This is a genomic window from Magnetospirillum sp. SS-4, from assembly GCF_902729425.1.
GTDB lineage: Bacteria > Pseudomonadota > Alphaproteobacteria > Rhodospirillales > Magnetospirillaceae > Phaeospirillum.
The window spans coordinates 47,546-69,767 of sequence record NZ_CACVCH010000125.1; the positions used below are offsets into that span (position 1 = coordinate 47,546).

Annotated in this window: 17 protein-coding genes; 13 read left to right on the plus strand and 4 right to left on the minus strand. The window is 67.8% G+C overall.

All coding sequences use genetic code 11. The annotated features are described in order from the left end of the window. Positions 1-3 precede the first annotated feature (3 nt). The 5 genes from MTBSS4_RS18105 (at position 4) to MTBSS4_RS18125 (ending at position 10,155) form a co-directional block, all read left to right on the plus strand. Positions 4-2,451, plus strand: coding sequence for a flagellar hook-basal body complex protein (locus MTBSS4_RS18105; protein ID WP_173984773.1), 2,448 nt, complete (start codon positions 4-6; stop codon positions 2,449-2,451). 106 nt (positions 2,452-2,557) lie between these two features. Next, positions 2,558-4,117 carry a S41 family peptidase gene (locus tag MTBSS4_RS18110; RefSeq protein WP_173984774.1) on the plus strand — a complete coding sequence of 520 codons (1,560 nt, stop codon included), beginning with the start codon at positions 2,558-2,560 and terminating at the stop codon, positions 4,115-4,117. Positions 4,118-4,312: 195 nt separating this feature from the next. Beyond that, positions 4,313-7,279: an ATP-binding protein gene (locus tag MTBSS4_RS18115; protein WP_173984775.1), complete on the plus strand. Its 2,967-nt coding sequence runs from the start codon at positions 4,313-4,315 to the stop codon at positions 7,277-7,279. Continuing rightward, positions 7,251-7,688, plus strand: a complete 438-nt coding sequence (locus MTBSS4_RS18120) for a response regulator (RefSeq protein WP_173984776.1) — start codon at positions 7,251-7,253, stop codon at positions 7,686-7,688. The genes MTBSS4_RS18115 and MTBSS4_RS18120 overlap by 29 nt, the downstream gene beginning before the upstream one ends. Positions 7,689-7,695: 7 nt before the next feature. Then, the gene (locus MTBSS4_RS18125; RefSeq protein ID WP_173984777.1) at positions 7,696-10,155 is read left to right on the plus strand and encodes an EAL domain-containing protein; all 2,460 of its coding nucleotides are present in this window, start codon (positions 7,696-7,698) and stop codon (positions 10,153-10,155) included. A gap of 34 nt (positions 10,156-10,189) precedes the next feature. On the opposite strand, the gene MTBSS4_RS18130 is transcribed toward MTBSS4_RS18125, so the two are convergent. The 3 genes from MTBSS4_RS18130 to MTBSS4_RS18140 all read right to left on the minus strand — a co-directional run bounded on the left by MTBSS4_RS18130 (position 10,190) and on the right by MTBSS4_RS18140 (position 14,006). Then, on the minus strand, positions 10,190-11,002 hold the full coding sequence (locus MTBSS4_RS18130; RefSeq protein WP_173984778.1) for an alpha/beta hydrolase: 813 nt from the start codon (positions 11,000-11,002) through the stop codon (positions 10,190-10,192). Between the two features lie 68 nt (positions 11,003-11,070). Continuing rightward, the gene (gene acs, locus MTBSS4_RS18135; RefSeq protein ID WP_173984779.1) at positions 11,071-13,005 is read right to left on the minus strand and encodes an acetate--CoA ligase; all 1,935 of its coding nucleotides are present in this window, start codon (positions 13,003-13,005) and stop codon (positions 11,071-11,073) included. 161 nt (positions 13,006-13,166) lie between these two features. Then, entirely contained in the window at positions 13,167-14,006 is an 840-nt protein-coding gene (locus MTBSS4_RS18140) for an LD-carboxypeptidase (protein ID WP_173984780.1), read from the minus strand. Positions 14,007-14,051: 45 nt separating this feature from the next. Between MTBSS4_RS18140 and MTBSS4_RS18145 the strand changes: the two genes are divergently transcribed. Next, positions 14,052-15,464, plus strand: coding sequence for a Mur ligase family protein (locus tag MTBSS4_RS18145; RefSeq protein ID WP_173984781.1), 1,413 nt, complete (start codon positions 14,052-14,054; stop codon positions 15,462-15,464). On the opposite strand, the gene MTBSS4_RS18150 is transcribed toward MTBSS4_RS18145, so the two are convergent. After that, positions 15,457-16,224, minus strand: a complete 768-nt coding sequence (locus tag MTBSS4_RS18150; RefSeq protein WP_173984782.1) for a hypothetical protein — start codon at positions 16,222-16,224, stop codon at positions 15,457-15,459. The genes MTBSS4_RS18145 and MTBSS4_RS18150 overlap by 8 nt on opposite strands. 144 nt (positions 16,225-16,368) lie before the next feature. Here MTBSS4_RS18150 and MTBSS4_RS18155 point away from each other — a divergent pair, with 144 nt between their 5' ends. Genes MTBSS4_RS18155 through MTBSS4_RS18185 form a run of 7 tightly spaced genes read left to right on the plus strand, consistent with a single transcriptional unit; the run spans position 16,369 to position 22,222 of the window. After that, the gene (locus MTBSS4_RS18155) at positions 16,369-16,794 is read left to right on the plus strand and encodes a helix-turn-helix transcriptional regulator (RefSeq protein ID WP_173984783.1); all 426 of its coding nucleotides are present in this window, start codon (positions 16,369-16,371) and stop codon (positions 16,792-16,794) included. Further along, on the plus strand, positions 16,791-17,291 hold the full coding sequence (locus MTBSS4_RS18160) for an arsenate reductase ArsC (protein WP_173984784.1): 501 nt from the start codon (positions 16,791-16,793) through the stop codon (positions 17,289-17,291). Before MTBSS4_RS18155 ends, MTBSS4_RS18160 begins: the two co-directional genes overlap by 4 nt. A 35-nt stretch (positions 17,292-17,326) precedes the next feature. Further along, on the plus strand, positions 17,327-17,785 hold the full coding sequence (locus MTBSS4_RS18165) for an arsenate reductase ArsC (protein ID WP_173984785.1): 459 nt from the start codon (positions 17,327-17,329) through the stop codon (positions 17,783-17,785). A gap of 1 nt (position 17,786) precedes the next feature. After that, positions 17,787-18,812, plus strand: coding sequence for an ACR3 family arsenite efflux transporter (gene arsB / locus MTBSS4_RS18170; protein WP_173984786.1), 1,026 nt, complete (start codon positions 17,787-17,789; stop codon positions 18,810-18,812). Beyond that, positions 18,809-19,171: an arsenite efflux transporter metallochaperone ArsD gene (arsD, locus tag MTBSS4_RS18175; protein WP_173984787.1), complete on the plus strand. Its 363-nt coding sequence runs from the start codon at positions 18,809-18,811 to the stop codon at positions 19,169-19,171. Before arsB ends, arsD begins: the two co-directional genes overlap by 4 nt. Further along, positions 19,171-20,925, plus strand: a complete 1,755-nt coding sequence (arsA, locus tag MTBSS4_RS18180) for an arsenical pump-driving ATPase (RefSeq protein WP_173984788.1) — start codon at positions 19,171-19,173, stop codon at positions 20,923-20,925. Before arsD ends, arsA begins: the two co-directional genes overlap by 1 nt. A gap of 43 nt (positions 20,926-20,968) precedes the next feature. Further along, positions 20,969-22,222 (plus strand): threonine ammonia-lyase, encoded by a 1,254-nt coding sequence (locus tag MTBSS4_RS18185; RefSeq protein ID WP_173984789.1) that lies wholly within the window; start codon positions 20,969-20,971, stop codon positions 22,220-22,222.

A 22,222-nucleotide genomic window follows, 5' to 3' on the forward strand; every position in this document is an offset into this window, starting at 1 on the left:
ATCATGAGCTTGTACGGCGCATTATTTTCCGGTGTCTCGGGCCTGGCCTCCCAGTCCAGCGCCATGGGCGCGATCTCGGACAACATCACCAACGTCAACACCGTGGGCTACAAGGGCGCCCAGGTGAACTTCCAGACGCTGGTCACCAAGCAGGTGTCCATCACCCAATACTCGCCGGGCGGCGTGCAGTCCAAGCCGAGGTCAAGCATCGACGTGCAGGGCCTGTTGCAGGCCACCTCCAGTTCCACCGATCTGGCGCTGTCGGGCCAGGGCATGTTCGTGGTCAACACCGACCCCGACGCCGCCACCTCGGGCAGCGGCATGTTCGCCTATACCCGCGCCGCCTCGTTCAAGGTCGACAAGGAAGGCTATCTCCAGAACGTCTCGGGCTTCTACCTCCAGGGCTGGCCGCTGGCGCCCACCAACAACAACGTGCTGGCCAAGCCCACCGAGGTCACGGTGGACGGCAACACCTACATGAAGGCCTACAAGGAATCCGACGGCCAGTATCACTACATCAACCAGAACATCATCAATCCCCAGGAAATGAGGTCGCTCAACCTCAAGACCATCGGCGGCACCGCCGACCAGACCACCCAGATCAAGATGGGCGCCAACCTGCCGGCCGGCGACACCATCTACAATCCGGCCCTGACCTCGTCCACCGGCCTGCACCAGACCAGCGTGCTGATCTACGACTCGCTGGGGTCCACCCACAGCTTCAACGTCAACTGGATGAAGACCAACGCCAACCAGTGGGACGTGCAGAACAAGACCAACGTTCACGCCGCCAGCCCGCTGTCCCTGACCGACACCGACAACGAGACCACGGCGGTGATCAGCGTCAAGGGCGCCCGCGACGGCAGCGGCAGCACCACCCTGGCCGCCGCCGGCACCACCATGGGCTTCTTCGAGGACAACGGCGTCATCGCCTTCACCGCCGCCACCATCGCCACTCCGGCCCAGGTTCCGGCCGGCGCGGTGATCGAGGTCACCGCCGCCACCACGGCGGCCAACAACGGCACCTTCGTGGTGCAGACCCAGCCGCAGACCTCGGCCGCCATGGTCGCCGACGCGGTCGCCCACACCATCACCATGACCGCCAACGGCAGCACCACCGCCATCACCAACTGCACCGTCGCCGCCGGCGGCGTCGTCACCTTCGGCTCGGCCCACGGCCTGACCAACGGCGACATCATCTACATCAGCTCGACCACCAACACCGGCTATTACAAGGTCAGCGGCGTCGCCGGCCTCGACGCCACCCTGACCGCCGCCCAGTACGTCGAGATCGACCAGACCCCCTATCAGGACCAGCGCGGCATGTCGGCGCCGTCCGGAGCGGCGGTGATGAACGTCTACGACGAAAGCGGCAACGTCTACGGCAGCCAGGCCCGCCTGGACTTCACCGCCTCGTCCAGGGCCGACGTGCTGGCGCTGGAAGGCAAGAGCATGACCTTCACCGTCAACAGCGTCACCCTGACGGTCTATTTCGACACCACCGGTTCCGCCGCCAACGCCGCCGGCCGGGAAGTGATCATCGACCTCAGCAACGCCGCCACCGACTCGGCCTCCGACGTGGCCACCCTGATCGCCGAGGCGCTGCGCAATCCGCAGAACTGGGACAGTTCGACCAACACCGACCTGACCGCCGACGTGATCGGGCTGGGCAGCACCATCCCGCTGTTCCGCGCCAATGGCGGCACGGTGGAGATCATGCAGCAGGTCAACGGCCCGGAGATGAGCGTCGACGTCTCCACCCTGGGAACCTCGGTCACCCAGTCGCAGGCCCGGCAGTGGAGCTCGGCCATTCCGTCGGTGGACACCATCACCGGCACCTTCACCCTGGAAGCCATCAACCAGAGCGGCGCCGCCATGACCTTCAACGGCGACGGCACGCCCCAGACCATCAACGTGGACAAGCTGGGCATCGTGTGGGCCAACGGCGCCCAGAGCATGATGGAGGTTCCCAACGGCACCGGCGCCGACCAGCGCATCGACTGGTTCATCGGCAACACCTCGCAGGCCGACGGCATGACCCAACTGGGCGGCAACTACCAGCTGTCCTACCTGACCCAGAACGGCGCCAAGTTCGGCAACTTCTCCGGCGTGTCCGTGGGGTCCGACGGCGTGGTCACCGCCCTGTTCGACAACGGCGTCCGCCGCCCGGTGTTCCAGATTCCGGTCGCCACCTTCACCAATCCCAACGGCCTCGAATCACTGACCGGCAATTCCTGGATCGAGACCAACATCTCGGGGTCCTACACCCTGCGCGTCGCCAACAACGCCGGCGCCGGCGCCATCAACTCGGCCTCGCTGGAAGCGTCCACCGTCGACATCGGCGCCGAGTTCACCACCATGATCGTCACCCAGCGCGCCTATTCGGCGGCGGCGAAGATCATCACCACCGCCGACCAGATGCTGGACGAACTGGTCAACATCAAGCGATAGGCGGAACGCCATGGGCGGGAGGGGCCGGATGCCGGGCGGGCGTCCGGCCCCTTTGCTTTTCCGTCGCCGCCCGCTCATAATCCGGGGCATGGCGACGCGGTTTTCCATGATCCGGCGGCTTTTGCCCCTTCTGGCGCTGGTCGCGCCGGGGCCGGCCCTGGCCGATTGGATTCCGGCCGAGGCCGAACGCACCATCGCCTTCGGTTTCGCCGCCATCGTCGAACGCCACCTGCACCCGGTCAGCGCCGCCACCCTGGCCGTCGACGGCATGCGCGGACTGGCCGACATCGATCCCCAGTTCGCGGTCTCGGTCCGGGACGGGGGCGTGCGGCTGTCGACCGCCGAGGCGACGGTGGGCGAGTTCGGGTCCCCGGCCGACAACGACGCCGCCGGATGGGCCAAGGTGACCGCCGCCGTGATCGAGGCCGCACGACTCCAGTCCGCACGGCTGCGCGACGCCGATGCGGAAAAGCTGTATCAGGCGGTGTTCGAGGGCGCGCTGGGCAAGGCCGACCTGCATTCCCGCTATGCCGGAGCCTGGGAAGCGCGCGAGCACCGCGCCAGCCGCAACGGGTTTGGCGGCATCGGCATCCGCTTCGATCTGGTGGATTCCGAGCCCCGGATCGTCGAGGTCATAGAAGATACGCCGGCGGCCCGGGCCGGCCTTCGGGTCGGCGACGTCATCATCACCATCGACGGCCAGCCGGTGGCCACCCTCGACCGGGTCGACATTTCCAGCCGCCTGCGCGGCGCCGTCTCGACCGAGCTGTCGCTGACGGTGCGGCGCGACGGCCAGCCGCTGGACATCGGCCTCAGACGCTCGCGCATCGTGCCGCGCACCGTCACCATGACCCTGTCCGACGGCATCGCCCGCCTGCGCGTCAGCAGCTTCAACCGGCTGACCGCCCACAGCCTGGAAGAACAGGTGAAAATCGCCCGCGACCGGCTGGGACCGGGCCTGCTGGGGGTGGTGCTGGACCTGCGCGGCAATCCCGGCGGCCTGCTGGACAAGGCGGTGGCGGTGGCCGACCTGTTCATCGCCCAAGGCCCCATCGTCTCCACCAAGGGCCGCCATCCCGAATCAGTCCACGCCTTCGCCGCCCATCCCGGCGATATCGCCGAGGATCTGCCGGTGGTGGTGCTGGTGGACGGCCGCTCCGCCTCGGCGGCCGAAATCGTCGCCTCGGCGCTGCAAGACGCCGGAAGGGCCGTGGTGGTCGGCACCAATTCCTACGGCAAGGGCACCGTCCAGACCGTCATCGACCTGCCCAACGGCGGCGAGATCACGCTCACCTGGTCGCGTTTCCACGCGCCGTCCGGCTATGCCCTGCACGGACTGGGGGTGCTGCCGACGCTGTGCACCGGCCAGGGCGCCACCCCCACCGCCATCCTGGACGGACTGGCCAGGGGCAAGTGGTCGCCGACCCTGCCCGAGACCCTGGCGGTATGGCGCAGCGCCGGCCTGGGCGAGACCGATCTGCGTCTCAGGCTGCGCGGCGGCTGTCCGCCGGCACGCCGGGCCGACGCCAGGGCCGACATGGATCTGGCCGAACGCCTGCTTCTGAACGGCGCCGCCCATGCCCGCGCCCTGTCCATGTCGACTCCGCCCAGGATGCTGGAGGCGCGGCGCCCCGGCATCGCCGGACCGGAACAGCCCCCGCACTAACGGAACCCTCGCCATCCCGCCCATCGGACGGAAGTCCATATGGACAGGCCGGCCGATATGGATCAGCCCAATACTTTTAGATGGAATTTGAACAGGCAGGCATTCTTCTCTGTTGCGGCGGGATGAAGTCGTGATAAGGGAGAAAGGGGAGCTTGGGCGGGGGGATGCGTAAGAACTACCGCTTGGAGTTTGGAAATGGTGGGGAAGTCATCGACTCCGCCTGTCGCCAAAGGGGACCGGTCCGCCGCGCCGGCCCCAGATTTCCGCGCATTGTTCGAGGCGGTTCCCGGCCTTTACCTTGTCCTTGACGCCGATCTCGGGATCGTGGCGGTCAGCGACGCCTATGCCCAGGCGACCATGACCCGCCGCCAGGATATCGTCGGCCGCAAGATCTTCGATATTTTCCCCGACAACCCCGACGACGCCAACGCCGACGGCGTCCGCAACCTGAGAGCCTCGCTGGAGCGGGTCCTGGCCACCAGAGCCGCCGACGCGATGGCGGTTCAGAAATACGACATCCGCAAGCCCGAGACCGAGGGGGGCGGCTTCGAGGTCCGCTACTGGAGCCCGATCAATTCGCCGGTCCTGCGGCCGGACGGATCGCTGGCCTACATCATCCACCGGGTCGAGGACGTCACCGGGTTCATCCAGCTTCAGGATCGCGAGGCCGAACGGTCCCGGCTGGCCGAAAGCCTCCGCGAACGCGCCGGACAGATGGAGGCCGAGGTCTACGCCCGGTCCAGGGAGGTGGCGGAGAGCAATTTCAAGCTCAAGCAGGCCAACAGGGAACTGGCCCGGCTTTATGAAAAGACCATGGAACTGGACGAACTGAAGTCCCGGTTCTTCGCCAATGTCAGCCACGAGCTGCGCACCCCCCTGGCGTTGATTCTGGGACTGGTGGACCGGCGAAGGACCGATCCGGAGCTTGCCGAGGCCGTCCGGCGGGACATGGAGGGCGTTCACCGCAACGCCCGCCTGCTTTACCGGCATGTCAGCAACCTGCTCGACATCTCCAAGCTTGAGGCGGGCCGGATGCTGATCCGCTACGCCCAGGTCGACCTGGGCCACGAGCTCCGCCTGATCGCCTCTCATTTCGAATCGCTGGCGGAGGAGCGGGGCATCCGCTACGCGATCCGGGGGCCGGACCGACTGCCGGCGCAGGTCGACCAGGAAATGTGCGAGCGCATCGTGCTCAACCTCCTAGCCAACGCCTTCCGCCACACCCCCGACGGCGGCGCCATCACGCTGTCGTTGCGGGAACGGGACGGTCACGCGGTCATCCAGGTGGAGGACAGCGGCCCCGGCGTTCCCGCCGCCCTGCGCGACGTCATCTTCGAACGGTTCCGGCAGGGCGAGAGCCGGTCGGGCGGCACCGGGCTCGGACTGGCGATCGTCCGGGAGTTCTGCGGCCTCCACGGCGGCGGCGTCGCCGTTTCCGACGCGCCCGGCGGCGGAGCGCTGTTCTCGGTCGACCTGCCGCTTGCCGCCCCGGCCGGAACCGAGATCGAAACCGGCGTCGCCCTGGCGATCGATCCCGGCCTGCTTCCCCGGATGGAGGACGATCCGCGGCGGGACGGAACCGCGCCCTCTCGGGGGCCGGCCGGGGCGCCGCTGATCCTGATCGTCGAGGACAATCCGGACATGAGGGATTTCGTGGCCGAGGCGCTGGCCTCCCAGTACCGGATCGCCCTGGCCGCGGATGGGCAGGACGGCCTGGACAAGGCCCGGGAACTCCATCCGGACCTGATCATCAGCGACGTCATGATGCCGCGGATGAGCGGCGACGAAATGGTGGCGGCCCTGCGCGGCGCCCCCGGGATGGACGACATCCCCATCATCATGCTGACGGCCAAGGCCGATGACGAATTGCGGATCAAGCTGCTGCGCGACGCGGTTCAGGACTATGTCCACAAGCCGTTCTCGCTGGAGGAATTGCAGGCCCGGGCGGGGCGGCTGATCGACGAGCGCCGGCGCAAGCTGACCAGGCTGCGCGAAAGCGAGGCCCGGTTCCGGGCGATCTTCGAGCAGGCGGCGGTTGGAATCGCCCAGCTTGCCCCGGATGGCCGCTTCCTGCGCGTCAACGCCAGGCTTTGCGACATTCTCGGCCTTGACCGGGACGCGCTGCTGAACCGCGCCATCGGCGACGTGACCGCCCCCGACGACCGGGACCTGGACGCCCCCCAGGTCCGGGCGCTGATCGCCGGCGACATCCAGACCTACACCGTCGAAAAGCGCTGCGTCGGCCAGGACGCGCGGCCGGTGTGGATCAGCCTGACCATGTCGCTGGTCCGCGACGCGCTGGGCGGCCCCGACTATTTCATCGCGGTGATGGAGGATATCCAGCGCCGCAAGCAGGCCGAAAACGACGTCCTGCGCCTCAACGCCAGCCTGGAGCAGCGGGTTCGGGAACGCACCAGCGAATTGCAGGCGGCCAACGAGGAACTGGAAAGCTTTTCCTACGCGGTATCGCACGACCTGCGGGCTCCGCTGCGGGCCATGACCGGATTCAGTCAGGCGCTGGTGGAGGATTACGGAGAATCGCTGGCCGACGAGGCGCGCGGCTATCTGAGCGAGATCGTCCGGGGTGGGCGGCATATGGGCGAACTGATCGACGGGCTGCTGCAACTGGCCAGGGCCACCCGCAGGGAATTGCGCATCGACCACGTCGACCTTTCCGGCATGGCGCGCACGGTCCGCGACGAATATTCCCGCATCAAGCCCAAGCGCCGGGTGCGGTGGCGGATCGCGGACGGCCTGACGGCATGGGGCGATTCCAGGATGATCGACGCCGCCTTGCGCAATCTTCTGGACAACGCCTGGAAGTATACAGCCCACACCGACGACGCGACGATTTCGGTTCATACCGAGGACGACGGGGCCGGCCCGGTCTATTGCGTCGCCGACAACGGCGCCGGCTTCGACCCCAAGCACGCGGAAAAGCTGTTCAAGCCGTTTTCCCGCCTGCACCGCCAGGACGAGTTTCCCGGCATCGGCATCGGGCTGGCGACGGTCCGGCGGATCATCCACCGCCACGGGGGGACGATCCAGGCCGTGGCGTCGCCGGGAAAGGGGGCCGTGTTCCGGTTCACCCTGCCGATGACGGAAGCGGAGACAAGCGAGGAAGGAGCCCCCGATGGCCGGCAAGACGATTCTCCTGGTTGAGGACAACCGCCAGGACGAGATGCTGATCATGCGGGCGCTGCGCAAGGTCAACCTGGCCAATACGGTCGACATCGTCCGGGATGGGCAGCAGGCCCTCGACTACCTTTTCCGGGAAGGCGAGTTCGCCGGGCGCCCGGACACGGGAAGCCCCGCCGTCGTCCTGCTCGACATCAACCTGCCCCGGGTCAACGGACTGGATGTCCTGAGACAGCTTCGCCGCGACCCCCGCACCAGCCTGGTGCCGGTCGTGCTGCTGACCTCGTCGGACGAGGAACGGGACCGCCTGACCGGCTACGAGGAAGGCGCCAACAGCTTTGTCCGCAAGCCCCTGGATTTCAGCGAATTCGCCGAAACAGCCGCGCGCCTGGGCGTGTACTGGCTGATAACCAACGATCCCCCGGTGAAGTGAGATGATCATGGACAGGCCCGTCAATATCCTGGTCATCGAGGACGTCAAGGCCGACTTCCTGATGATCGAGCGCCATCTTCACCGCAACCAGATCGCCGCGCGCTGCCTTTGGGCCGCCAATGCCGCCGAGATCGGGGACGCCCTGGACCGGGGAGGATGGGACCTCGTGCTGTCCGACTACAATGTTCCCGGCCTGGATTTCCGCGAGAACCTGACCCGTATCCGGGGACGTTTCCCCAACCTGCCCGTTTTGTTGATTTCCGGCAGCATCGGGGAAGAGGAAGCCGTCGAGATTCTCAAGATCGGCGCCTGGGACTTCGTCTTGAAGGACAATCTGGCCCGGCTGGCGCCCTCGGTCCGGCGGGCCTTGCTCGAAGCCTCGGAGCGGGAGGCGCTGCGTCGGGCCGAGGAAAGCCTTCGGATCAGCGAGGAACGGTTCCAGCTGGCGATGCGCGGCGCCAACGACGGACTGTGGGACTGGAACCTGAAATCCAACGACGTGTACTTTTCCCCTCGCTGGAAAGCCATGCTTGGCTACGCCGAGGACGAGCTGTCGTCGTCTCCGTTCACCTGGATCAACCTGCTCCATCCCGACGACCGCCTTCCCACCCAGGCGCGGATGGGAGAGTTCCTCAAGGGCGGGGACGACCGCATCGAACTCCGGTTCAGGATGCGGCACAAGGATGGCGGCGACCGCCACATCCGCGCTCCGGCCTTCCTGATCCGGGACGGCCAGGGGCAGCCGGAACGGCTGGTCGGAACCCATGTCGACCTGACCGAGAGCAAGCTGGCCGAGGCCGGCCTGCGTCAGGCGGCGGCGGTGTTCACCTCGACCCTGGAGGCGGTCTTCGTCACCGACCGCGACGGCGTCATTCTCGCCGTCAATCCGGCGTTCAGCATCATTTCGGAATATCCCGAGGACGAGGTCCTGTCCAGGGGACTGGACATCTTGCAGCCGGGTCACGACGACCGGGCGTTCTATCAGGCGATGTGGCGGGAGGTCTGGGCCAAGGGGAGCTGGCAGGGCGAGGTGTCCTGCCGTCGCCGGGGGGGCGATATCTTTCCCGCGTGGCTGGGAATGACGTCGGTGGTCAACGAAGGAGGGGAATCGGTCAGTTACGTCGGGGTCTTCACCGATCTTTCCCGCCTCAAGCATTCCGAGGCGAAGCTACAGCATCTGGCCCATCACGATCCCCTGACCGATCTTCCCAACCGGGTCCTGCTGCGGTTGCGGCTCGAACACGCGCTGGACCGGTCGCGGCGCGACGGCAGCCGCTGCGCCGTGCTGTCCCTGGATCTCGACCACTTCAAGGTGGTCAACGACAGCCTGGGCCACGATTGCGGGGACGAGGTGCTGCGGATGGCCGCCGGACGGCTGCGCCGGCAGATAGGGGGGGCCGATACCCTGGCCCGCCTGGGGGGCGACGAGTTCGTGGTGGTGCTCGATGACGTCGTCCGCGTCGAGGACGCCGCCGGCGTGGCGCAAGAGATGATCGAAAACATCGGCGCCCCCCACCGCCTGAACAACGGTCACGAGGTCTGCATCAGGGCGAGCGTGGGCATCAGCCTGTTTCCCGACGACGGCGACAGCGCCGACCAGCTGATTCAGCACGCGGACACCGCCACCTATCAGGCCAAGCAGGAAGGGCGCGGCGGCTACCGCTTCTACACCCGGTCCCTGACCGAGAAAGCCAACCGGCGGCTGGCGATGGAGTCCGGGCTGAGGCGGGCCCTGGAACAGAAGGAATTCGTGCTGCACTACCAGCCGCTGGTTTCGCTGGCCAGCGGCCGCGCCGACGGCGTCGAGGCGCTGGTGCGGTGGCAGCCTCCGGGCCAGGACCTCGTTCCGCCCTGTCAGTTCATCCCCCTGGCCGAGGAAACCGGCCTGATCGTCACCCTGGGCGACTGGGTGCTGCGGGAGGCATGCTCGCAGATGAGGCGCTGGCTCGATCTCGGACTGGGCCTGAACAAGGTGGCGGTCAACCTGTCGCCGCAGCAATTCCGCCTGTCCAGCCTGCACGAGCGGGTCCGCGACATCCTGCACGACAGCCGGCTGCCGCCGTCCTGTCTCGAACTGGAATTGACCGAGACGACCATCATGGCCCAGGGGGACCATGCCGTGACTCAGATGGCCGCTCTCAAGGACCAGGGGATTCACCTGGCGATCGACGACTTTGGCACCGGATATTCCTCGCTCGCCTATCTCCGCCGCTTTCCCCTGGACAAGCTCAAGATCGACCAGAGTTTCGTCCGCGACATTCCCCACGACCAGGGGGCCATCGAAATCACCTCGACGATCATCGCCATGGCCAAGAACCTGAAGCTCTCGGTTCTGGCCGAAGGCGTCGAAACCCATGCCCAACTCGACTTCCTGTCCGGCAGCGGTTGCGATTCGTGCCAGGGTTTCCTCTACAGCCGCCCCTTGCCCGCCGACGACTTCAAGGGCTGGATGGCGCGTTCCGGATGACATGGCCGGAATGGCCGCCGGCCTTCCGTCGGCGTCAGTCGTGCTGCCGGGACAGGAAGTCGAGGATGTGGTTGTCGGCGCCGTGATCCCACAGATCGTTGTGATGGGCGTCGGGCAGGAAGACGCCGTGCTTGATGGTGTCGGCCGCCTTCAGCAGGGCGCGTCCCTGGGCGACCGGAATGGTCTCGTCCCTGTCGCCGTGAACGATCAGCAGCGGCGCCTTCAGGTCCCTGATCTTGGCGAGATTGTCGTAGCGATCCGCCATCAGCATATGGGCCAGGCCGGGAATGACGTAGGACGGCGCCAGGTCGGGCAGGCTGGTGAACGGGCATTCCAGCACCACCATCATCGGCTCGATCAGCCGGGTCATCTCCATGGCGACGCCCGATCCCAGCGATTCGCCGTAAAGGACGATGCGGGAGGCGGGAATGCCCCGGGCGGTCAGCCACGAGACAACCGCACGGCCGTCGGCGTACAGCCCCGTCTCGCTGGGACTGCCGGGACTGCCGCCATAGCCGCGGTACTCGGCCAGGAACACGCCGTAGCCGGCATCCAGCAGAACCCGGGCCTTGAAGGCGCGCGACGCGATGGTTCCCGAATTGCCGTGAAAGAACACCACGGTCGGCTTGCCGGGAATGCGCGGCGGGGCGTACCAGCCCGCCACCGGCCAGCCGTCGTCGGCGCGCAGCGGAACCGGCACCATTTCGGGCACGCCGGCCTCGGCCGGATCGCCCCGTTTGGGATCGGGGTGATAGATCATGCCCCGCTGGAACAGGGCCATCAAGACCAGCAGCAGCAGATAAAGCCCCCCCAGGGCCAGCAGGACCAGTCCCAGCACCTTCAGCATGCGCCTCCCCCCATAACGAACGGGGCCCGTGGATCACTCCACGGGCCCCGCGCGCACGATTGCACGGACTAGCCGCGATTCATGCGGTTATCCACCAGGTCGTCGACCACGCCGGGATCGGCCAGCGTCGAGGTGTCGCCGAGCGAGCCGTAATCGTTCTCGGCGATCTTGCGCAGGATGCGGCGCATGATCTTGCCGGAACGGGTCTTGGGCAGACCGGGCGACCACTGGATCAGGTCGGGGCTGGCGATGGGGCCGATTTCCTTGCGGACCCAGGCGACCAGTTCCTTGCGCAGGTCCTCGGTGGGCTCCTCGCCGCCGATCAGGGTGACATAGGCGTAGATGCCCTGGCCCTTGATCTCGTGCGGGTAGCCGACCACGGCGGCCTCGGCCACCTTGGGATGGGCGACCAGGGCCGATTCGACCTCGGCGGTGCCCATGCGGTGGCCGGACACGTTGATGACGTCGTCGACGCGGCCGGTGATCCAGTAATAGCCGTCCTCGTCGCGCCTGGCGCCGTCGCCGGTGAAGTAACGGCCGGGATAGGTGGTGAAGTAGGATTGCTTGAAGCGCTCGTGATCGCCCCACAGGGTGCGCATCTGGCCCGGCCACGAATCGGCGATGCACAGATTGCCGTCGGTGGCGCCCAGCAATTCCTTGCCCTCGGCGTCGACCATCAGCGGCACGATGCCGAAGAACGGACGGGTGGCCGAGCCGGGCTTCAGCGGGGTGGCGCCCGGCAGCGGGGTGATCAGGATGCCGCCGGTCTCGGTCTGCCACCAGGTGTCGACGATGGGGCAGCGGTTGTCGCCGACCACGCGGTGATACCAGGTCCAGGCCTCGGGGTTGATGGGCTCGCCCACCGATCCCAGCAGGCGCAAGGACTTGCGGCTGGTCTTCTTCACCGGGTCCTCGCCTTCGCGCATCAGCGAGCGGATGGCGGTGGGCGCGGTGTAGAAGATGTTGACCTTGTGCTTGTCGACCACCTCCCAGAACCGCGACACGGTCGGGTAGTTGGGAATGCCCTCGAACATCAGGGTGGTGGCGCCGTTGGCCAGCGGCCCATAGACGATGTAGGAATGCCCGGTGACCCAGCCCACGTCGGCGGTGCACCAGTAGATGTCGCCCTCGTGGTAGTCGAAGACGTACTGGTGCGTCATCGAGGCATAGACCAGATAGCCGCCGGTGGTGTGCAGCACGCCCTTGGGCTTGCCGGTGGAGCCGGAGGTGTAGAGCAGGAACAGCGGCGCCTCGGCGTCCATCTCGACCGGCTTGTGGTCCGGCGACGCCTTGGCCACCAGATCCTCGTACCAGCTGTCGCGGCCGGTCACCATGTGGATGTTGCCGCCGGTGCGCTTGACCACGATGACGTTCTTGACCGACCAGCAGGTCTCCAGCGCCTTGTCGACATTGGCCTTCAGCGGCACCTTGCGGCCGCCGCGCAGGCCCTCGTCGGCGGTGATCACCAGATTGGAATCGCAATCCTGGATGCGGCCGGCCAGCGCGTCGGGCGAGAAGCCGCCGAACACGATGGAATGCACCGCGCCGATGCGGGCGCAGGCCAGCATGGCCACCGCCGCCTCGGGAATCATGGGCAGGTAGATGGTGACGCGATCGCCGGCCTTGATCCCCATGTCGGTCATGGCGTTGGACAGGCGGCAGACGCGCTCGTGCAGGTCGCGATAGGTGATGTGGGCGGATTCGTTGGGATCGTCGCCTTCCCAGATGATGGCGGTCTGGTCGCCACGCTTGGCCAGATGGCGGTCGAGGCAATTGGCGGCGACGTTCAGGGTGCCGTCGTGGAACCACTTGATATGGACGTCACCGGTATAGGAGGTGTCCTTCACCTTGGTGAACGGCTTGATCCAATCGACACGCTTGCCATGCTCGGCCCAGAACCCTTCCGGGTCCTTGATCGAGCGCTCATACCATTCGTTATAGGTCTTCTCGTCGATAAGGGCGTTCTTGGCGATATCGGCGGGAATCGGATAGACATCGGACATTCGGGGGTGTCTCCCTTTTCTGATTGACCCGCGTCGGCGATCAACCGCGCGGGGTGTTTCCCCATATGCGTATGGCGGCGATTATGTTCGACTCCAGCGGGGGAAACAAGCCCGCTCGAAGGGGTGGGACCGTGGCCAAACCGCCCGGCGGCGGGCCTCCGTCATCGCCGCCACGATCCGAACGGCACCACCTTGTTGGCGGCGTCGTGGCCGATGTCGGCGCGGCCCAGATAGGCGATGCCGGAGCGGGCGCACCAGTGCCGGGCGATATCCTCCTCGGTCTGGCCGAAGGCGGGATCGTTGTCGGGAATGTCGCCGCACCGGCCCAGCCTGACCCCCGCCACCCGGCGGATGGCGGGATTGGCGGTGAGCTGGCAGAAATCACGGTCGATGCGATAGAGGTGCTCGGACACCTCCTCCAGCATCAGGACATGCCCCGACAGGTCGGGCTGCCACGGCGTTCCCAGCAGGTGGCACAGAATGGTCAGGTTGAACGCCGCCGCCGCCTGTCCCGCGGCCAGGCCGGGCTCCAGGCTCGCCGGGTCGCCCTCCACCAGGAAAGCCAGGGCGCGGGCCACCGCCGCCTCGCCGCCGGCGCGGGTGATGTCGGTGGCCATGGGGCCGTGGGCGATCGCGGGAAAGCCGGCGCCGTACAGCGCCCCCAGCAGCGAGCCGGCATCGCTGTAGCCCAGATAGGCCTTGCGCCGCGCCGCCTTGTCCAGGGCCGGCAGCAGGCGTTCGATCAGGCGGCAGGCGCCGTAGCCGCCGCGCCCGAACCACAGGGCGTCGAAGCGCCGGTCGTTGGCGACGTCGAGAAAGGCCCGGACGCGGATGTCGTCGGCGCCGGCGAAGTGTCCCGACGATTCGAAGCATTGAGGATGGAACCACAGTTCCAGCCGGCCGTCCGGATAAAGCCTGCGCGCCAGACCGGCCACCCGGTCGGCCACCGCCGGGTCCATGCGCGAGCCGGGGGCGACGACGCCGATTCTGAACCCTGTCATTGCGAATTCCTTGCCTCGCCACGGGGTGGATTGTAGCTTCCGGCCATGGACCGAGACAGCCTCTATTTCTTCTGCGGCATCGGCGGCAGCGGCATGCTGCCGCTGGCCCTGATCGTCCAGGCGCGCGGCCTTGCCGTGGCCGGTTCGGACCGCTCGCTCGACCAGGGCCGCACCGCCCCGAAATTCGACTTCCTGCGGGCGCGCGGCATCGCGCTTCATCCCCAGGACGGCAGCGGAATCGCCGGGCCGCATGTGGTGCTGGTGACCTCGGCGGCGGTGGAGGAAAGCGTTCCCGACGTCCAGGCGGCGCGGCGCGCCGGCGCCCGGCTGATGACGCGGGCCGAAGTGCTGGCCCAACTGTTCAACGCCGCCCCGCTGGCAATCGGCGTCGCCGGCACCAGCGGCAAGTCCACCACCACCGGCATGATCGGCTGGCTGCTGCACCAGGCCGGGCGCGACCCCACCGTGATGAACGGGGCGGTGATGCGGAATTTCATCACCGCCGACACCCCGTTCGCCAGCGCCCTGGTGGGTGGCGGCGACGCCTTCGTCGCCGAGGTGGACGAAAGCGACGGCTCCATCGCCCGCTACCGGCCCACGGTGGCGGTCCTCAACAATATCGCGCTCGACCACAAATCCATGGACGAGTTGCGGACCCTGTTCGGCGATTTCGTCGCCAAGGCCAGCATGGCGGTGCTGAACCTGGACAACGCCGAGACCCGCGCCCTGGCCGGCCGGGTGGCGTCCGGACAGCGGATCACCTACAGCCTGGACGATCCCTCGGCCGACCTGCTGGCCCAGGATATCGTCCCGGCCGCCGACGGCGTCGCGTTCGCCGTGGCCGAGGGCGGGAATCGGGCCGGCCTGCGCCTGGGGGTGCCCGGCCGCCACAATGTCGCCAATGCCCTGGCGGCGGTTGGAGCCGCCCGCGCCCTTGGGCTGACACTGGCCGAGGCCGTCCACGCCCTGGACGGCTTCGCCGGCATCCGCCGCCGCCTGGAGGTGGTGGGCAGCATCGGCGGCGTGACGGTGATCGACGATTTCGCCCACAATCCCGACAAGCTGGCCGCCAGCTTCGACACCCTGCACGCCTTTCCCGGCCGCCTGCTGGTGATGTTCCAGCCCCACGGATTCGGGCCACTGAAGCTGATGAAGGACGAGTTCATCGCCACCTTCGCCGCCCGGCTTGGCCCCGACGACCTGCTGCTGCTGCCCGATCCGGTCTATTTCGGCGGCACGGTGGATCGGGCCGTCACCAGCGCCGACATCGCCGAGGGCGTGCGGGCGCGGGGACGCGACGCCCTGGCCCTGGGCGACCGCGCCCGGTGCGGCGACGTCCTGGTGGAGCGGGCGCGTCCCGGCGACCGCGTCGTGGTGATGGGCGCGCGCGACGACACCTTGTCCACCTTCGCCGCCGAGATTCTGGCGCGAATCGGCAATGCGGCGGCGGTCAGGTGAACAGGCTGAGGATGCTCGGGGCCGGAGTCGCGGACGCGCCGAAGCCGCCGGAACTGCCGTAGCTGGTGGCGTTGGCGGCAGCCTGGTTGGCCAGGGCCTTTTCCAGCGACGCCGCCGCCGAGCCCGGCTCCGGCGTCGCGGCCAAGCTAGCCGCGATCTTCTCGTAGGCGGAAACGCCCGGACCGGACGGCGCCGGGGCGCCGGTGGCGCCGTCGGCGGTTTGCAGGCGGAAGACCGCCAGCTGGGTCTGTCCCACCGCCTGGGCGACCCTGCCGGTGGCCTTGCGCAGCGAATCGGCGTCGGTGACGTCGATGTCGTCCAGCCCCAGCGCCTTGCTGTCCAGCGACTGGGTGGCGATGTTGACCTTGAGGCCGGAAGCGGTGGCGACGCTGACGCTGCGCTGGCTGTCGGACAACAGGTTGGCCTCGCCCACCTTGGCGTCGGCGGCCAGTTTGTCGACCTTGGCCTTGACCTCCTTGATCCTGTCGTTAAGCGCCTGCGCCTCTTCCTTGCCGAGGGTGGCGCCGGGCCGGGTCGCCGCCTTGATCTGCTCCTGCAATCCCGACAGGGCGGCGAAGGCCTCGGTGGCGTTGCCGAGCGCCTTGCCCACGGCCTCGGCCCCCTGCTTGGCGGTCAGGGTCTTGGCGGCGGACGCCGTGCTTGGCGGCGTGCCGGGCGCGGCCGGACGCAGGCCGATATTCAGCGTGTCGCCGACGCGAATTGGAAGATTGGAGCCGGACAGGGGGGATACAGCGACCATGGCAAGCCCTTCTGACAAAGCCAATGATCCACTATGCACCGTTCCGGCGAGAGATTCAACGCCGGGTTAGGGGGCAAATCGGGGAGCCACACCGTCACGGAAGTATCATTTTCCTGTTTGGCTAATTGATGATATCATTCCGCCATGATCGAGACATTCGAAACCGTATCCAAGGCCGTCGCCGATCCCTCGCGGGTCCGCATCCTCAAGCTGCTGGAACCGGGCGAGTTGTGCGTCTGCCAGATCACCGCCGTCCTCGGCCTGGCGACCGCCACCATCTCCAAGCATCTGGCCGCCCTCAAGGTCGCCGGACTGCTTCAGCAGCGCCGGGACGGCAAATGGGTCTATTACCGGCTGGCCGACCGGGCGTTCAACCCCTATGCCCCGCGTTTCCTGGCCATGGTGGCCGCCTCGCTGGAGGATGATCCCACCATCGCCGAGGATCGCCGGTTGCTGTCCCTGGTCGATCAGGTTCCGGTTCAGGTGCTGTGCGATCAGGGGCGCGCCGCCCTGCCCGCCGGCTTGGTTTCCGACACCCCGGGCGCCTCTTGCTGCGAGGGACCGCGATGAACGAGAAGACCTACAACGTTCTGTTCCTGTGCACCGGCAATTCGGCGCGCAGCATCATGGCCGAGTGCATCCTGAACCGCGACCTCAGCGGCAAGTTCAAGGCGTTCAGCGCCGGCAGCCACCCCAAGGGGCATATCGATCCCACCGTACTGAGCCTGCTGAAAAAGACCAATTATCCCACCGAGTCCTTGCGCTCCAAATCCTGGGAAGAGTTCGCCATGCCCGGCGCGCCGGAGCTGGATTTCGTCTTCACCGTCTGCGACAACGCCGCCGGCGAGGTCTGTCCGGCATGGCCGGGCCAGCCCATGACCGCCCATTGGGGCGTCCCCGATCCGGTGGGCTTCAAGGGCAGCGATGTCGAGAGGGCCGCATTCGCCGCCGAGGTGATGCGCATGCTGAACAACCGGATCAGCATCTTTTCCGCCTTGCCGATCGCCTCCCTGAATCGTCTTTCGCTTCAGAAACACCTCGACGACATCGGCAAGCCCCGCGCCTGACTTCCCCCGCGCCTGACTTCCAAGGAACCGACGAAATGACCGACACTCCCATCAACGTCCTGGTTCTCTGCACCGGCAATTCGGCGCGCAGCGTGCTTGGCGAATGCCTGATCAACGCCCTGGGCGGCGGCCGCTGGAAGGCCTACAGCGCCGGTTCCAGGCCGGTCGGTCGCGTCAATCCGCTGTCCCTCGAAATCCTGGCCGAGAAAGGACATTCCACCGAGGGGTATCGCTCCAAGTCCTGGGACGAGTTCGCCCGGCCCGACGCCCCCAGAATGGATCTGGTGATCACCGTCTGCGACAACGCGGCGGGCGAGGTCTGCCCCATCTGGCCGGGTCATCCGGCCAAGGTTCATCTGGGCTTTCCCGACCCGGCCGACGCCAAGGGCAGCCACGAGGAGCAACTTGCAGAATTCCGCAAGGTCTACGCCATGATCGAGGCCAAGGTCCGCCGCCTGATCGAGCTTGGTCCCGACCGCGCCGCCGAGGTCTGAGATGAACCTGTTCGAACGCTATCTGACCTTGTGGGTGGCCCTGTGCATCGTCGCCGGCGTGGCGCTGGGCCATATCCTGCCCGGCCCGTTCCAGGCCATCGGGCGCATGGAACTGGCGCAGGTCAACCTGCCGGTCGCCGTCCTGATCTGGCTGATGATCGTTCCCATGCTGCTCAAGATCGATTTCGGGGCGCTGCATCAGGTCAGGGAGCATTGGAAGGGCATCGGCGTCACCCTGTTCATCAATTGGGGAGTGAAGCCGTTCTCGATGGCGCTGCTGGGCTGGGTGTTCATCAGCACCTTGTTCCGGCCCTATCTGCCCGCCGACCAGATCGAGTCCTATATCGCCGGGCTGATCCTGCTGGCCGCCGCGCCCTGCACCGCCATGGTGTTCGTGTGGTCGAACCTGTGCGATGGCGAGCCCCATTTCACCTTGTCGCAGGTGGCGCTCAACGACCTGATCATGGTTGTCGCCTTCGCCCCCATCGTGGCGCTGCTGCTGGGGTTGTCCTCCATCACCGTCCCGTGGGAGACCCTGCTGCTGTCGGTGGCGCTTTACATCGTGGTGCCGGTGATCGCCGCCCAGGCGTGGCGCAAGGCGCTGCTGGCCCGTGGGCCGGAGGCGCTGGCGTCCACCCTTTCCAGGCTCGGCCCGCTGTCGCTGGCGGCGCTGCTGACCACCCTGGTGCTGCTGTTCGGCTTCCAGGGAGAGCAGATCATCAACCAGCCGCTGGTGATCCTCATGCTGGCGGTTCCCATCACCATCCAGGTCTACTTCAATTCCGGCCTGGCCTACTGGCTCAACCGGCGGCTGGGCGTCACCCATTGCGTCGCCGGGCCGTCGGCCCTGATCGGCGCCTCCAACTTCTTTGAACTGGCGGTCGCGGCCGCCATCAGCTTGTTCGGATTCCAGTCGGGCGCCGCCCTGGCCACCGTGGTCGGCGTGCTGATCGAGGTGCCGGTGATGCTGTCGGTGGTCAGGATCGTCAACGCCAGCAAGGGCTGGTACGAGAGGAGATCATCATGAAGACGCTCGAAGTCTATGACCCCGCCATGTGCTGCGCCACCGGCGTCTGCGGCCCCGAGGTCGATCCGGCGCTGGTCGCCTTCGCCGCCGACCTGAAATGGGTGGCCGAGCAGGGCATCACCGTCCGGCGCTACAATCTGGGGCAGGAACCGCAGGCCTTCGCCGCCAATCCGGCGGTGGTCCGCGAGATGGAGGCCGGCATGGACCGCCTGCCCATCATCGCGGTGGACGGGCATATCGTCTCGACCGGAATCCATCTGTCGCGCGACCAGCTGGCGGCCAAACTGGGCCTTGCCGGCGGCGGCGCGGCGGCACCCGCCGCCGGGTCGTGCTGCCCGCCCAAGCAGGGATGCTGCTGATGCGCCATACCCGCACGCTGTTCTTCACCGGCAAGGGCGGCGTCGGCAAGACCTCGCTGTCCTGCGCCACCGGCCTCGCCCTGGCGAATTCCGGCCGGCGGGTCCTGATCGTCAGCACCGATCCGGCCTCCAACCTGGACGAGGTGCTGGGAACCGTGCTGGGCCAGACCCCCACCGCGATTACCGGCGCCCCCGGCCTGTTCGCCCTGAATATCGACCCGGAGGCGGCCGCCCACGCCTATCGGGAACACATGGTCGCTCCCTATCGCGGCGTCCTGCCGGCGGCGGCCATCGCCAGCATGGAGGAACAGTTCTCCGGCGCCTGCACCGTCGAGATCGCCGCCTTCGACGAATTCGCCAAGCTGCTGGGCGATCCCGGCGCCACCGCCGGCTTCGATCACGTCATCTTCGACACCGCGCCCACCGGCCATACCCTGCGGCTGCTGAGCCTGCCCTCGGCCTGGACCGACTTCATCGCCTCCAGCACCGGCGGCGCCTCCTGCCTGGGGCCGCTGGCCGGGCTGGAAAAGCAGAAGGCTCTCTACGCCGCCACGGTGGCGCGGTTGTCCGACCCCGCCGCCACCACCATCGTGCTGGTGGCCCGTCCCGAGGCGTCGGCACTGCGCGAGGCGGAACGCACCCGCGCCGAACTGGCCGAACTGGGGATCGGCAATCTGCGCCTGGCCCTGAACGGCATGTTCTCGGCGGGCGAGACCGCCGACGCCATCGCCCTGGCCATGGACGGCCGCGGCCGCGCCGCCCTGGCCGGAATGCCGGCGGAACTGGCGCGCCTGCCCAGGGACGAGACGCCGTTGCTGCCGGAAGGAACCGTCGGCCTGGATTCGCTCGGCGCCATGTTCGCCCCCGTCACGGCGCCGCTCCGGCCGGATGGCGGGGCCGTCGCCGCCGGACCGCCGCCCGCCGCCAACCTGCCCGCCACCCTGACGTCGCTGGTCGATGATCTGGAACGCGCCGGCCACGGCGTGATCATGACCATGGGCAAGGGCGGCGTCGGCAAGACCACCATGGCCGCCGCCATCGCCGTGGCCCTGGCGACACGCGGCCACAAGGTGACGCTGTCCACCACCGATCCGGCGGCCCATGTGGACGCGACCATGGCCGGTGACGGTCTGAATCCGACCATTGCCCGCATCGACCCCGGGCTGGAGGTCGGGCGCTATCGCGACGAGGTGCTGGCCAAGGCCGGTTCCGGGCTGGACGCCGCCGGCCAAGCCATGCTGGAAGAGGATCTGCGCTCGCCCTGCACCGAGGAGATCGCCGTCTTCCGCGCCTTCGCCCGCACCGTCGACGAGGGACGCGACGGGTTCGTGGTGCTGGACACCGCGCCGACCGGCCACACCATCTTGCTGCTGGACGCCGCCGAGGCCTATCACCGCGAGGTGCTGCGCACCCAGGCCGACATGCCCGACGCGGTGCGCCACCTGCTGCCGCGCCTGCGTGATCCCGCCTTCACCCGCATCATCATCGTCACCCTGGCCGAGCCGACGCCGGTTCACGAGGCGGAGCGCCTGGCCCAGGACCTCGGCCGCGCCGGCATCGTCCCCCATGCCTGGATCATCAATCAGAGCCTGCTGGCCAGCGGCACCACCCATCCGCTGCTGGCCGGCCGGGGCCGCCGCGAGATCCCCTTCATCCGCAAGGTGGCCGACGAACTGGCGGCACGCTCGGTTCTGGTGCCCTGGCAGGCGGAGGCTCCGGTGGGAGAGAAGGGGTTGCGGCAACTGACGCGGTGAGTGATCCTGTTCCGAGCGCCGGGATCAGGATTGGGATTGAACGATGCCGAACCAGCCGGAACCGATCGATGACCGGACCCCGATCCCCATTGCCGAGATCGACGCCGCCGGGCTCGCCCTGGCCGGAGCGGTGGTGCGCACCCCCCTGGTCGAGGCCGCCGCCCTTTCCGCCGACACCGGCATCCGCCTTTTTCTGAAACTGGAGAACCTCCAGGTCACCGGCTCGTTCAAGGCGCGCGGCGCCCTGATCCGGCTGCTGGCCCTGGACCGGGCGGCCAGGACGGCGGGAGTGGTCGCCATGTCGGCGGGAAACCACGCCCAGGGGGTGGCCTGGCACGCCCGGCGCCTGGGAATTCCCGCCACCATCGTCATGCCGGTCACGACTCCGTTCACCAAGGTGGAGAGGACCGAAAGCCTGGGAGCGAGCGTGGTGCTGGTCGGCGACGGCCTCGCCGAGGCCCAGGCCCAGGCCGAACGTCTGGTGGGCGAGCGGGGACTGACCCTGATTCATCCCTACGACGACCACCGCGTCATGGCCGGCCAGGGAACCGTCGCGGCCGAGATGCTGGCCGACGCCCCCGACCTGGACACCCTGGTGGTGCCGGTGGGCGGTGGCGGCCTGATCGCCGGAATCGCCTCCTTCGTCCGGGCCAGGCATCCCACCGTGACCCTGATCGGCGTCCAGGTCCAGGGCTTCTCCCCCCTGGCCCGCAAGCCGGCGGCGGACAATGGCGGGCGCGCCCAGACCCTGGCCGAGGGCATCGCGGTCAAGCATCCCGGCCGCCGCACCCGGGCCATCATCGAGGCATTGGTGGACGACGTGGTGACGGTGGAGGAAACGGCGGTCGAACAGGCGGTCGAGAGCCTGCTGGAACGGCAGAAGCAGGTGGCCGAGGGGGCGGGGGCGACGCCGCTGGCGGCGGTGACGAGCGATCCCGGCCGCTTCGCCGGACGCAAGGTCGGCCTGGTGATCTCGGGCGGCAACATCGACAACCGCCTGCTGTCGTCGCTGCTGATGCGCGGACTGGTGCGCGATGGCCGCCTGGCGCGGCTGCGCATCGAGATATCGGACGCTCCCGGCACCCTGGCCAAGGTCGGCGCCCTGATCGGCGCGGGCGGCGGCAACATCCTGGAAGTCCACCACCAGCGCCTGTTCCAGGACGTTCCGGTCAAATACGCCGAACTGGACGTGGCGGTGGAAACCGTCGACGCCGCCCATCTTCACGCCATGCTCGAAACCCTTCGCGGCGCCGGCTTCCCCACCCGTCTGCTGGGAACCAGCGCCGTCGGCGACTGA

Bases quoted from the DNA above. Each gene is read 5' to 3' on its own strand.
- MTBSS4_RS18105 (WP_173984773.1), top strand. From the start codon at position 4: ATGAGCTTGTACGGCGCATTATTTTCCGGTGTCTCGGGCCTGGCCTCC.
- MTBSS4_RS18110 (WP_173984774.1), top strand. From the start codon at position 2,558: ATGATCCGGCGGCTTTTGCCCCTTCTGGCGCTGGTCGCGCCGGGGCCG.
- MTBSS4_RS18115 (WP_173984775.1), top strand. From the start codon at position 4,313: ATGGTGGGGAAGTCATCGACTCCGCCTGTCGCCAAAGGGGACCGGTCC.
- MTBSS4_RS18120 (WP_173984776.1), top strand. From the start codon at position 7,251: ATGGCCGGCAAGACGATTCTCCTGGTTGAGGACAACCGCCAGGACGAG.
- MTBSS4_RS18125 (WP_173984777.1), top strand. From the start codon at position 7,696: ATGGACAGGCCCGTCAATATCCTGGTCATCGAGGACGTCAAGGCCGAC.
- MTBSS4_RS18130 (WP_173984778.1), bottom strand. From the start codon at position 11,002: ATGCTGAAGGTGCTGGGACTGGTCCTGCTGGCCCTGGGGGGGCTTTAT.
- acs (WP_173984779.1), bottom strand. From the start codon at position 13,005: ATGTCCGATGTCTATCCGATTCCCGCCGATATCGCCAAGAACGCCCTT.
- MTBSS4_RS18140 (WP_173984780.1), bottom strand. From the start codon at position 14,006: ATGACAGGGTTCAGAATCGGCGTCGTCGCCCCCGGCTCGCGCATGGAC.
- MTBSS4_RS18145 (WP_173984781.1), top strand. From the start codon at position 14,052: ATGGACCGAGACAGCCTCTATTTCTTCTGCGGCATCGGCGGCAGCGGC.
- MTBSS4_RS18150 (WP_173984782.1), bottom strand. From the start codon at position 16,224: ATGGTCGCTGTATCCCCCCTGTCCGGCTCCAATCTTCCAATTCGCGTC.
- MTBSS4_RS18155 (WP_173984783.1), top strand. From the start codon at position 16,369: ATGATCGAGACATTCGAAACCGTATCCAAGGCCGTCGCCGATCCCTCG.
- MTBSS4_RS18160 (WP_173984784.1), top strand. From the start codon at position 16,791: ATGAACGAGAAGACCTACAACGTTCTGTTCCTGTGCACCGGCAATTCG.
- MTBSS4_RS18165 (WP_173984785.1), top strand. From the start codon at position 17,327: ATGACCGACACTCCCATCAACGTCCTGGTTCTCTGCACCGGCAATTCG.
- arsB (WP_173984786.1), top strand. From the start codon at position 17,787: ATGAACCTGTTCGAACGCTATCTGACCTTGTGGGTGGCCCTGTGCATC.
- arsD (WP_173984787.1), top strand. From the start codon at position 18,809: ATGAAGACGCTCGAAGTCTATGACCCCGCCATGTGCTGCGCCACCGGC.
- arsA (WP_173984788.1), top strand. From the start codon at position 19,171: ATGCGCCATACCCGCACGCTGTTCTTCACCGGCAAGGGCGGCGTCGGC.
- MTBSS4_RS18185 (WP_173984789.1), top strand. From the start codon at position 20,969: ATGCCGAACCAGCCGGAACCGATCGATGACCGGACCCCGATCCCCATT.